The following is a 12,726-nucleotide window of genomic DNA, read 5'->3' as shown; positions in this document are numbered from 1 at the left end:
AAATGTGAACACTGGCAAGTTACGCCCGTTCTAGTAAGGATATTGTATGAACTAATTTTATTAAAGGTTACAATAGGTTTAGTAAATAAATGAGTCCTGTATTACAACAAATGACCTCCAATTAAAACGGTGTATGTGTAATAAAAATTAAAAATCACTAGATAGTAGAATGACTTCTAGTACAGGTAAATATAAACTAATAAGTAAACCACCCTATTATTAACACCCATTACGGTTGGTATTTAAAGGAACAAGTGATGCAACATAATACGCGAAATAAAAAAATTGCTAACTCGGAAAATGTCGATGCTGGATTAAATAAAAAAGGGATCGTTGATATGGAAACCTACAAGCAAAATGACACAGGGGCTGCTGCATTTAGACAAGTAATGTCACAAATGAATATCGCTGATCGCAACGCTTTTGATAAACAATTTTCTCAACAATGGAATGAGGCAAGCGCCAATAAAGAGTTATTATCCGTTTTAGTTTGTGAAATAGACTTTTTTAAAGAATACCATGACAACTACGGGCAACAAGGTGCATCGTTTATGTTGCTTGTTATTGCCTTAGCACTAAAAAATATTTGTGAAGAAAATGGCTACTTTCTTGCTCAATACGACAAAGAAGAATTCGCTATTTTAATCAAAGGCGGCAATCCAGAAAAAATAGCTGAAGTAGCAGAAAATCTTCGTCAAGCCGTTGAAAAGTCAAACACTGAACATAAATATTCTAAAATAAGCAAAATAGTGACCCTGAGTATTGGTGTTTCAAGTATGCATCCTAAATCGATGCAAATGCTCATGAAATTAACCAATAATGCACTCCATAATGCAAAAGAATCCGGCCGGAATAAAGTCTTTGGTCACTTCCCAGAAAATCAAGTAGAGCCCGCTGCACAAGAAGTAGCATCTGCGCCAGTAATAGAAAAACCAATTACCGAAACAAAAGAAGTACAAAGTACCAACAAACCAGTTGCGTCAGAGCTAGATAATATCGATATACCAGAAATCGATGAAATTGATAAAAAAGAATCCACTGAAATTGAAAAAATTATTACCAGTGAAAATGAAAGTAATGATAAAGAGCCCACATTAAATGTAGATGATGCGTTAGCACTAGACATTGACGAGGCGCCAAAACCAGCTAAAAAGAAAATGTTCAGACTTGATATTGATGATTTCTTTAATACCTCAAAAGACAAAAAAGTTGAAAAGAAAGAACCTGAAACTAAAGCAAAAAAATCTCGATTTAAAGGTTCAATCGATATCGATGGCGGAATGTTTTAACATCATAGTCTAAGAAGTAAATGTACCTGCAGGCAGAGTAATAAATATCTTCTGCAGGTAAAATAATCGGTTCCCTCTAATAATCTATTTTTTTACTACGCAAATTTTTAGTCTGACCACGCTGTGTTTTTTTATCCATTCTTCGACGCTGTGATCCCTTTGTTGCCTTTGTAGCACGGCGCGCTTTTTGTACCACCACCGCAGAAGTAATTAACTCTTTTAAACGCAATAAAGCATCTTCCCTATTTTTCTCTTGAGTCCTATGTTTTTGTGCTTTTATGATAATAATACCATCACTAGTGATACGGCTATCTGATAGCTTTAATAACCGTTCTTTATAAAACGGCGGTAATGTTGAGGCATTAATATCAAATCGTAGATGAATAGCACTCGATACTTTATTTACATTTTGTCCACCAGCGCCCTGTGCACGAATTGCAGTTAACTCTAACTGCCAATCGGCAATCTCTATGGCATTTGAAATCCTCAATGGCACGATATTAATCCTTATTGTCTAATAATTTTTTTGGTAAACATCAGCCGGTATCCGAGATATCTGATAATCAATCATATAATCAAAACTTTTTAATAATGGAAGAAACTTATCATTATCATTTTCTAATTGAGAAAGTAGATAATAACCGGCTTCAACTGTCGACAAACCGTCATCACGTGGCGATTTTCTAATTCGATAAGTGCTTTTTCCTTCAACATTAATCATTACTTTTGGCAAGGACTGTAAAAATGGATTACACATTAGTAATTTGAAGGCTTTTTTCCAACTACCATCGAGTAAAATAAATTGACTACGTTTATTAATCGTAATATTTTCTTTATCAACAAACTCCGATGCTGGGATTGCTGTTGGATCCGGAAAAACAAGAAAACAGTTATCCAAATCAAATAAACTTGCGTCAAAACACTCACCAACGGTTATTTGCACACGCGTTAGAGATAAATCTAAAATGCGAGCAGTACCAATGGCTTTTTTTTCTTCACTCGGATCTTGTAGAATATGTATAAAATGCTGATTATCGATAGATTTTATCGTTTTACAAATACATGCAGGTAATGCCTTTAAACAAGCGTGACAAATGGCGCGCTTACCCATAATACCTCCATTTGGAAAATTAATGCGTTCTCTTATTATTGAAACTATTCTTGTACTGTTGGCAACTTTTATTATTTATCTATTTGAGCCACAAGCCAGTCAAGTGCTGGCATATTATCACACAGGTATCGCACAATTCGAACTTTGGCGGCTAATTAGTGCCACTTTTTGCCATACTAACTTTAATCATCTGATAATGAATATCGCCGGGTTAATTATCACCCTATTGTTATTTATCGATACATTTAAAGCCACCAATATTCTTCCTATTATTATTTTTAATAGTTTATTTATAGGTCTCGCATTATTTTTATTCGAACCAACGGTTATTTGGTATGTGGGCTTATCGGGAGTGTTGCATGGACTTTTTTGCTATGGTGTAGCCAACGATATAAATAATAAAGATCCCTGGGGCTACCTACTGGGTGCTGGTATTGCGATTAAAATTGCCTATGAACAGTTTTATGGTGCGCAAGAAACGACCATCAAACTTATTAATGCGCCAGTCCTTGTCGATGCTCATCTTTATGGCGCAATAGCTGGCTTACTGTTTTACGGTATTACTTGGTTATTAAAAAAAGAAAAAGGTAGCAAAAGCTACCTTTAAATGGGTGATACATCGGAGAAAATGAGAGTAAAAACCAAAGAAAGTTTCACCCATTTTACCTGTAACCGTTGATCGTTAAATCAACTTGTTATGTCTTGCTGCTACTTTACCCTTGTAGTAACGACAATACATTTTGCGTACTTGCGTTTGCCTGCGATAACATAGATGTACCAGCCTGTTGCAAGATCTGCGCTTTACTCATTTTCGACGTTTCAGCTGCAAAATCAGCGTCATAAATACGTGATTTAGCGGCAGATAGGTTTTGAGAAACATTTTCTAAGTTAGAAATGGTTGATCCCAAACGGTTTTGAATCGCACCGAGGTTTGCACGAGAATCAGAAATCTTGTTCAAGGCGTCATCAATACGGTCAATTGAGTTACTTGCATTGGCTGCAGAAGTAACGCTAAGCCCTTTCCCAACTGCGCCGTTATTACCGCCCATATCAGTTAAACCAAGTTTATCAAATGCAGCTTCCTGGCCTGCTTGAGATGTTGCGGTACTTTTAATCGTAACATCACGACCATCTTCACCTGTTAAGGTAATCGCACCACGTGTCGTAACACCCGCTGATGTATCAACATCAAAAACAGCTGCGCCACCAGTTTTTACATTTACATCAGCACCCGATTGCGATGTTAATACCAGTTTCCCTGTATCTTCATTTGCAGAAGCAACTACACCTTGAATACCAGACGCATTAATATTAGTCACAATCTGATCAACAGTCGTTACACCTGACATATCAATCGCAGCACCATTAACACTGAAATTGCCTGCACCTTCAGAGGCCATATTGCTAACATTAACAGAATATTCAACTTGGGTTTGTGCAGAAGCACTCACACCGGTTTGGGCTGATAATTCATTAATTGCAAACGCTTTTTCTGCCGCTGAGCTACCAGAAACGTCACCGAGTTCAACACCATTTATTTCAATACCGTCATTGGCAGTAATCGCATTTTGATTAACGCCACCACCACTAATAACATCGGATCCAGTACTGATATTAAAGCCCATATCTTGTACGGTATCAGGGGTAGATGTAGCGGCAGAACCCATACCAACTTCAACGGACTCGCCATCTGCACTGTTTAATGCAATGTAACCTTGGTAAGTATCATCATTTAAACCAACTTGCGCACCACCAGTGACTGCAATTGATTTACCCGTATCATTGCTAAGAATTAACCCACCTTTACTGTTTAAAGATGCTGTTACACCACCTACATCACGGTTAATGGTATCGACTAGTGATTGTGGATCAGACGTCGGTGCAATAGTAATTGGACCTGTATTATCCACATCAATCGTTAATGTACCGTCAGTTGTACCATCAATGCCAGCAGAACCTTCAAGTACGTTATAAGCACTTGCAGTGACTCCCGTTAACCCTTGTTTTGTATTGATTGAAGCGGCAATATCATCTGCACTGCCGGAACTCGCTTGATCAATATCAATACCATTTATAGCCACTTCACCATCAAGTGGTGGTGTACCAGAAACACGACCACCATTTAAATCACCTAGTCCTGAAACAGCATTAAGGTTAAGATCTTCTGTCGTAACAGAATCAATTGAGAAACTAAGTGTTTCTCCTGAATTTGCGCCGATTTGTAAGGTTGTGCTGCCCGCACTGCCATCTAGAATATTGGCACCATTAAATTGAGTAACACTTGCAATTCGGTCTAATTCATCATAAAGCTGGTCAACCTCTTTTTGGATTGATCCACGGTTTGATGATGAATTTGTATCATTGGCAGATTGAACGGATAACTCACGCATACGTTGAAGTATGTTGGTCATCTCATCCATAGCACCCTCTGCTGTTTGCGCCATTGAAATACCGTCATTTGAGTTACGAACGGCTTGGTTAATACCGGTAATTTGAGATTGCATACCCGTTGCAATCGCTAAACCTGCAGCATCGTCTTTTGCACTATTAATACGTAAACCACTTGATAAACGTTCCATAGCTTCATTTTGCGTAAGTTGACTTTTATTTAACTGACGTTGCGCATTTAACGACATAATATTTGTATTAATCATCTGCGGCATAATTTACTCCTTAATTTCTTTGTTATCCCTTTTAGGGGAAATCGACAACTTTTTAGTCGCCGTCAAATTTTACTCTCGATGTTTATTAAGCGATTTCTATGCCAACTTTCAGGAAAACAAATAAACACAATAATTACAACAACTTAACTATATATAACAAAATTAATCACAAATATTTATGACGCTTTAACGAAGGAAATTTCCGGTAAAAAAAAAGAGGCAACGAATTGCCCCTTTTATTTCCGGTTTTCATGATCTTTTTTATATTAATTTAAATAAACTCAGATCCTGTAATTTAACAAACGTCTGCTGGGTAACATCTAGCAAGTTTTTCTGCATAGAAAACTCACTAATTGCCGATGCCATATCTAAATCTTCCAGATTAGATAATGTGGTTTGTGTCGTTAACTTAAAATCTTGTGTTGATTCATGTTGATTATCAATAGTACGCATACGTGCACCCACTGAAGTTCTGATATTCGAGATGTTTTTCATCGTATTGTCAATTTGATGACGGGACATATCGAGACGAATTTCTCGCTGTGCCTTATCAGTCGGATCTTCGCCAGGCATTCTTAATGCGTCGATACTATCCTGGATGGTAGAAAATACATCTTTGTTACCGCTTTGACGTAAAGTGAAATTATCAAGGTCTTTTACCTCCCCCTTAATCTCAGTTTTAATTCCGTTAAACTCAATCGATTGTCCTTCTTGGTATAAAGTCGGTTCAATATATTTAGTTAATCTGTATTGGTCTGCTGGGGCAGGTATTCCATCAACTTCAATGGCAATACCGTTCACATTGATTGCTTGTTTATTCCCATTTGAAGCATCATAAATAGTAGGAGTTGAAGATTGTCCATTAATTTGTATTTCGAATTTATTAGGCTCGGCCGTGGCTAAAAATTGAATTTTTATATCACTATTTAGTTCCGGATGCGCATAGGCTGGATCCACACTAGAAAAACTTGGATTGTTTACATCTATTTTAGTCACTTTAACATGCGCATTACCGGCAACTTCCTGCTCCTTTAAACCATAAACAGCATACTTAGGATCGTCACCTTCAGAAAATTGACTAATTGAGACCGTATAATCTTCATTTAAAAAACCATTGGCGCGTTTATTATCAATCACGGAAGCTTCGTCAATTACCCCTGAACCGACATTCGCATTATTTGCTTCAGATACAAAAGTACCATTTCCTTCAGGCACATCAACAAATACAGAATGACCCGAATCATTCCCCTGCACATAGACACCGGCTCCAACCTTAAATGATTTATTACCGTTATCCCCATGGTAATCAATACTGCCAAATTCATTACGTTGAAATGGTTGTGTATCCACCTCAAAACCAGAAAAAATGTATTGGCTGTTACCATCTTTAGTATTTGCCACGCCCATCATTTCATTACGAATTGCTTCTAACTCTTTGGCTACGGCTTCACGGTTTTCTGCATTATAAGTGGTATTCCCAACGGTGACTAATAACTCCCGAGAACGTTGTAGTAAAGTTGTGACTTGCGTTAACGCCGTTTCTTCTAAGCCATTTGCCGTTGCTGCCAATTCACCATTTTCAATATATTGATCACCAATCGATAAATCTTGTTTTAAACGTTGAATTGTCGAAATAGCCACGGCATCATCGGAACCTTTCATCACTCTTTTTTGGCTCGACAAATGTAGATTTTGATCGCTCAGTTTATTTTGCTGAGACACAACCGTATCGGTATTTCGATTATAAAAGACTGGGGTGGAAATGCGCATACTTGCCTCTCTTGCGTGCTTAATGAGTGGTTAAACTCAATTAAGAATACTAAATGCAAAAACTGTACCGTTTTATTTAAGACTGAAGGAAATACTCGGTAGTCATCACCTAAATTATCGAGTTCCTAGTTTCGGCAATTAAACAACTCATTAATTCAATGCTCTAACTATTAAGGACGAGAAGCTTGCAGTATGGTGTCGAACAACTCAGAAGCGATACTTATAACACGTGCAGCGGCACTATAGTGTTGTTGAAATTTCAACATGTTAGCAGCTTCCTCATCCATATTGACACCACTATTACTTTGTATACGCTCAAAAGATTGTTTCTGTAATATTTCAGCAGATTGCATCGATACATCTGCATTAGCCGTTTTTGCCCCAATTTCTGACAGCATGCCACTATAAACATCTTGAAAGGTCGCTTTATTATTGTTCATGACTTTTTGGGTTTGCAAATGTGCTATTTTCATTATATTACGGTTATCACCACGACCCGTTTCGTTATAATTAAGCGTAAATTGATCACCAGCAGCGACTTGCCCACTTAGTTCAACCTCAATACCTGCAAGTGAAATATTCGCTTTTCCGGTTAATAAATCGGTTTTCAAAGTTAATCCGGTTAGTGGTTCTCCCACGGAAAAATCAGGTGAAACAGTTGCTTCGCTACCGACCGGAACGGCACGTTGAAATTTATTTTCAGAACCAGCTGGTAACACCACTGGCTGACCATTTTTATCAATAATATCGTAGGTAATTACACCATCAACATTATCTCTGACCGCTATTTGTAATGGACTATTGGGATCCATATATAGCGGATCATTTTTATTATTAATCTCACTAACACGTACGATTGCATTACCATTATTACCCTCGCTAGGCACCGCTTTAATTTCAGCATCCGCTGCCGCTATTTTTGAGGCTTCTTGATGTTGTAATTCAACTTCTTGTGCGGCAAACCGTGTTGGTCTTAAGGTAAATGTTTTACCTTCACGTAGCGGATCATCACCCACTATCGCATCTAGCCCAATACTTAAACCCGAATTAGGAATATCGATTCTTCTTGTTTTCCCTAAATCAACAGGACCTAATGTTTGTGTCTGCCCAGTGGTTTTATTCGTCACATTAAAACCAATTGACTCAGGTGGACCAGCAATATAATCATTTACAACTAGTTCATAATTATCGGGTGTTAACTTTGATAAATCATCAATGCGTAAACTTAACTGAGCGGTCCCTAGACCGTCATTGTGTGACAGTACACGATTACGCATACTGACCTCAGAATTGACATCATTAAATAACGCTTCACCGATTTTTCCATCAAGGGTCTGACCTTGTTTTTGTTGTTCATTAATGGAGTGCGTTAAACCAATAATATTTTGGCCTAATTGATTAAATGCAGGCTCAAGGTCATGATCCCGCGTATCATACATTGCCGATACTTTGCCGCCTAAGCGACTTCCATCAAGCTTAACAATATGTTCATTAACCTTGATTGCTAAATCTTTATTACGTGGTTCAGCACTATTATTCACGGCAACGATATCAACGGACTTGTCTTTCATAACAATAGATTGGCCACTACCAATATAAACATTCACCATGCCATGACCAACATCAATAGCAGACACATCCACCAGCTTGCTTAACTCGGTTATTTTCTGACCACGTTGATCCATTAAGTCGTTGGCATTACTTTCCGTACCATTTAAAACTTGCGCTGATATTTGTTCATTTAACGAAGCAATATTTTTAGCCAAAGTCGTAATCGTTTTTGCAGTATTACTAATATCGCTATTAATACCAGCATGTTGAACTTCTAAGTTATCGTAAATACGATGGTATTGATTCACCATATTCACCGCAGATTCAAGAAAGACCTGACGCGATTCCAACATATTAGGATGATCTGCAATGCCATTTGCAGCTTCAAATACTGCTAATACAGGCTTAGTAACGCTGGTATCTTCATTCGATAAAACAGAGTCTAATTGACTATTTTGTTGAAATACCTCTTTGGCGTAACCCAATTGAGATGTATTTTTAATATTGTCAGTAAATGCGAACTGATCATAGGCACGTTCAATACTTGTGATGACTGCGCCTTGACCAATAAAGTTTCGGCCGTGACGATTTGCATAAGCGGCTTCAACTTCAACATTTTGGCGAGAGTAACCTTCGGTATTAATATTGGCAATATTGTGTCCGGTTGTCGTCAAGCTTGCTTGCGATGAACGTATTCCGGATAAACCAACTTGAAACATATCAGCCATTGATATTTCCTTTTGCTAACGCTTCTTTAAACGCATCATCACGCATAATTGATTTTATTTTATCTGCGTATTTAGGATCCGTTGCATAACCTGCATTTTGTAATTCTTCGATATAACGATGATCACCATCATTTTGCTGTAATGCAGGTTTATACCGTTTATTAGTGGTAATAAATCGCCCATAATCCTCAAAACTCTCGGCTAAACTGTTATAAGCTCTAAAATTAGAAACACGTTTAATCCCCACTCCGTTTTCCACTTCTAAACTATTTTTAGCAACCTTATCACCCTGCCAGCTTCTGTGTGCTTTGATATTAAAAAGATTTAAACTACTTTGTTTATCCACACGATTAATAATTTTTTTACCCCAGCCAGTCTCCAATGCCGATTGTGCAATTAATACAACAGGGGAAACGCCTAAAGCTTGTGCCGTTTTTTTGGCGTAAGGTAACAATGTTTCTATAAATGATTTCTTATCTGTAAATTCAGGCTGTTTATTATTATTTAAAGAGAGTTCAACTCCCTTATTAACTTTGTTCGCATCCGTATCAATGGCGACCTTAACCGAGCGCACTCTTTTCGGTGTCGTAAATTCGGCGTTACTAGTAACTTGGTCCGGTTTGATAAAGTCTTTAACCTCTTTATTTCCAGATAAATCAAATGCCTGACTCGCATTTGTATTAGACATGGACAATTGATCTTCAGGAACCGATTTAGGTGCCGCGATTGCACTAGGATCTAACTGCCTAACCAGCGCATCCGCAAGTCCTAATGAACCATGCCGACTGATATCAAGGGCTAACTGTTGATCCTGCATATCCGTATAAAACTTAGTATTTTTATTATTAAATGGGCTATCTGTTTCAAAGGCTTCATTGGTTTGACGCATTGATTTAATCAACATGCTCGCAAACATCGATTCGAATTGATTAGCGACTTCACGGATCGATTCCTTACTATTACCTTGGGCTTTTTGACGCAATTGGTCTAACCCTTGTAAATCAAAGTAATTACTTGCTTCTGTCAGCACTTGATTTGCCATTTTCAGCCCCATTTATTATTCACAATATTAATAAAGCAAAAAAAGTGCCATTACTTTCTATAGTAACTATTATTTTTTGATCAAATCGCTTTCTTAAAAATATGAGTTAGGTAAGATGCACCTTTTTTATCAACTCAATTTGTAAGGATTTTCTATGATCAACCCGGTTTTAGTCTCGGTATGCGTAATGCTTGCCCTTTCACTCATGCGTATTAATGTTGTCGTGGCATTAACACTAAGCGCATTAGTCGGTGGATTAACGGCAGGTATGTCAATTGGCGATACGGTCAGTGCCTTTGAAGGGGGCTTGGGTGGTGGAGCGACTATTGCTTTGAGTTACGCTATGTTAGGTGCTTTTGCCGTGGCTATTTCTAAATCGGGGATTACCGATTTGCTAGCTCAGACCATTATTAAACGAATTAACGGTAAGCACCCAGATAACCTTACTAATGTTATAAAATATTTTGTATTAGGCTTAATTGGTTTGATGGCAATTTCATCACAAAACGTGATTCCCGTGCATATTGCTTTTATTCCTATCTTAATCCCGCCTTTATTAAGCGTATTTGCTAAATTACGATTAGATAGAAGACTCGTTGCCTGTGTATTGACCTTTGGCCTTGTGACGCCTTATATGGCGCTACCAGTTGGTTTCGGGGGAATATTCTTACATAACATTCTACTAAAAAATCTTCATGATAATGGTCTTGATGTGACGGCAAGCCAAGTACCAATGGCGATGATCTTACCTGCACTTGGTATGGTAACGGGACTATTAATCGCAGTCTTTATTAGTTACCGCAAACCACGTGATTACCCACAAGCAGCCCCAGAAATAACGACATCTGAAGTGAAACAATTAGATAAACGCCATATAATTGTCGCTGCTATTGCCATTGTTGCGACATTAGCCGCTCAACTATCATCAGGCTCTATGATTATCGGTGCACTTGCCGGTTTTCTTGTTTTTACACTGGGTGGCGTTATCAAAATGAAAGAAACCCAAGATGTATTTACTAAGGGTGTTCATATGATGGCAATGATTGGTTTTATTATGATTGCCGCTGCAGGTTTTGCTGCTGTTATGAAAGCAACGGGCAGTGTTGAAACATTAGTGTCGATGTTATCGACATCGATTGGTGAGAATAAACCACTCGCTGCGTTATTAATGTTAATCGTTGGTCTACTAGTAACCATGGGGATTGGTTCGTCTTTCTCGACTATTCCAATTATCGCGACTATCTATGTACCACTTGCCGTTTCCTTTGGATTTTCACCAATGGCAACTATCGCACTAGTCGGCACCGCCGCTGCACTAGGAGATGCAGGATCTCCAGCCTCTGACTCAACCCTAGGTCCAACATCTGGATTAAATAGTGATGGTAATCATGACCATATTTGGGATTCTGTTGTTCCAACTTTTATACATTATAATCTACCGTTAATTGTATTCGGTTGGATTGCGGCAATGACGTTATAATTTGCTAAAGATCAAACCTGTCGTTTACTGACGGGTTTGATCTCAATAACAAATAACATAGAAAGGGATTGAAAGAAGGTTACTTATTTTCTAAAGGTACGGCGCATTGTAATCGTCAATAATCCTAATAACAAAAATGCCATGCTAGTTGGTGCAGAAACTGACACTGAATTTGAACTGCTAGCGACATATGAAACGAATGAATTATCATTTACTTGAAAGCTTCCCGTCCACGAATTTGCAATAACTTGTCCTTCAATCACACCATAATTAGAATAAATATCTGCCATAGGCGCAAGTATTGAACCATACATCGCAGCAGTTAAAGTAATGAAATCAGCTTCATAAAAATTATAAATAATATTTGCTGAAAGATCAGATAATGAGAAATCTGAACCGGCTAAGTTTCCCCAACCCGTCGATATATTGTCACCGGCCACATTAAATACAATCGTATCACCAGCATCAATACCAGATAATAAATAATTACTATAATTAAAGTCACTTGAATCAAGCGAAAAAATATGAACATCCCCCTGCTCATTATTACTGCCTGTACCAGTAAGATATTGTGTTGACCATTTATCGATTGCCGTACTATTTGCAGAAAATGAACTTAAATCTCCCGATAATTGTGCCAGACTAGAAAACGCAGATTCAAAATCAACACCAGAAACACCTGTAGAATTGACACTACCATCGACAATATTAAAGCTTTGCGTTGCATTATAATCGCCTTCCACATAAACATTGCCATAGACCTGCGCGCTATTCACATTAAGATCACCACCAACAACCAACGCGGGTATTGTATCGGAAGATGCGAGAGCACTATTTGCAAGATTAATACTATAACCAGTAACGGATACATCTCCACCAGCTGCAACCCTGCCTTCAACGTCACTATAAACAGCAGTAAAAGAATCTTTAACAAACACGTTATAATCACTAGCAGCACCAAGATCAATCGCTGTTGCAATACTTGCGGAGGAATACCCCATGCCTAATAAAACCGTGCTTATTAACAAACTATAACGTTTTTTCACCTTTCACTCTCCTCACAAATAAATTGGTATGGCAATTTTTACCCCA

Annotated in this window: 10 protein-coding genes; 3 read left to right on the top strand and 7 right to left on the bottom strand. The window is 37.9% G+C overall.

Annotation, left to right across the window (positions count from 1 at the left end; genetic code table 11):
• The first annotated feature begins 257 nt into the window (after positions 1-257).
• On the top strand, positions 258-1,289 hold the full coding sequence (locus tag ACR30L_RS06165) for a GGDEF domain-containing protein (RefSeq protein ID WP_435237157.1): 1,032 nt from the start codon (positions 258-260) through the stop codon (positions 1,287-1,289).
• Between the two features lie 76 nt (positions 1,290-1,365).
• Here the strand turns inward: ACR30L_RS06165 and arfB are convergent, their stop codons facing one another.
• Together arfB and ACR30L_RS06155 are read right to left on the bottom strand one after the other, a co-directional pair.
• A complete protein-coding gene (gene arfB, locus ACR30L_RS06160) occupies positions 1,366-1,785 on the bottom strand; it encodes an alternative ribosome rescue aminoacyl-tRNA hydrolase ArfB (RefSeq protein ID WP_435237156.1) in 420 nt (139 codons plus the stop codon).
• An 18-nt stretch (positions 1,786-1,803) separates the two neighbouring features.
• Positions 1,804-2,400, bottom strand: coding sequence for a tRNA-uridine aminocarboxypropyltransferase (locus ACR30L_RS06155; RefSeq protein ID WP_435237155.1), 597 nt, complete (start codon positions 2,398-2,400; stop codon positions 1,804-1,806).
• A 22-nt stretch (positions 2,401-2,422) separates the two neighbouring features.
• Between ACR30L_RS06155 and rrtA the strand changes: the two genes are divergently transcribed.
• Positions 2,423-3,007 carry a rhombosortase gene (gene rrtA, locus ACR30L_RS06150; RefSeq protein ID WP_435237154.1) on the top strand — a complete coding sequence of 195 codons (585 nt, stop codon included), beginning with the start codon at positions 2,423-2,425 and terminating at the stop codon, positions 3,005-3,007.
• Between the two features lie 106 nt (positions 3,008-3,113).
• Here rrtA and ACR30L_RS06145 read toward each other — a convergent pair whose 3' ends face one another.
• The 4 genes from ACR30L_RS06145 to flgJ all read right to left on the bottom strand — a co-directional run bounded on the left by ACR30L_RS06145 (position 3,114) and on the right by flgJ (position 10,154).
• Entirely contained in the window at positions 3,114-5,063 is a 1,950-nt protein-coding gene (locus ACR30L_RS06145; protein WP_435237153.1) for a flagellin, read from the bottom strand.
• 261 nt (positions 5,064-5,324) lie between these two features.
• Entirely contained in the window at positions 5,325-6,833 is a 1,509-nt protein-coding gene (gene flgL / locus ACR30L_RS06140) for a flagellar hook-associated protein FlgL (RefSeq protein ID WP_435237152.1), read from the bottom strand.
• A 170-nt stretch (positions 6,834-7,003) separates the two neighbouring features.
• On the bottom strand, positions 7,004-9,112 hold the full coding sequence (flgK, locus tag ACR30L_RS06135) for a flagellar hook-associated protein FlgK (RefSeq protein ID WP_435237151.1): 2,109 nt from the start codon (positions 9,110-9,112) through the stop codon (positions 7,004-7,006).
• Positions 9,105-10,154: a flagellar assembly peptidoglycan hydrolase FlgJ gene (gene flgJ / locus ACR30L_RS06130; RefSeq protein ID WP_435237150.1), complete on the bottom strand. Its 1,050-nt coding sequence runs from the start codon at positions 10,152-10,154 to the stop codon at positions 9,105-9,107. Before flgJ ends, flgK begins: the two co-directional genes overlap by 8 nt.
• Before the next feature lie 157 nt (positions 10,155-10,311).
• On the opposite strand from flgJ, the gene ACR30L_RS06125 reads away from it, so the two are divergent.
• Positions 10,312-11,634: a Na+/H+ antiporter family protein gene (locus ACR30L_RS06125; RefSeq protein WP_435237877.1), complete on the top strand. Its 1,323-nt coding sequence runs from the start codon at positions 10,312-10,314 to the stop codon at positions 11,632-11,634.
• Positions 11,635-11,717: 83 nt separating this feature from the next.
• Here the strand turns inward: ACR30L_RS06125 and ACR30L_RS06120 are convergent, their stop codons facing one another.
• Positions 11,718-12,680 carry a choice-of-anchor A family protein gene (locus ACR30L_RS06120; protein WP_435237149.1) on the bottom strand — a complete coding sequence of 321 codons (963 nt, stop codon included), beginning with the start codon at positions 12,678-12,680 and terminating at the stop codon, positions 11,718-11,720.
• Between the last annotated feature and the right edge of the window lie 46 nt (positions 12,681-12,726).

Origin of the sequence: Psychromonas saccharinae, assembly GCF_051201515.1 — a bacterium.
Lineage (GTDB): Bacteria > Pseudomonadota > Gammaproteobacteria > Enterobacterales > Psychromonadaceae > Psychromonas.
Note: the sequence above shows the minus strand (reverse complement) of the source record. Positions and strands in the feature narration are given on the sequence as shown.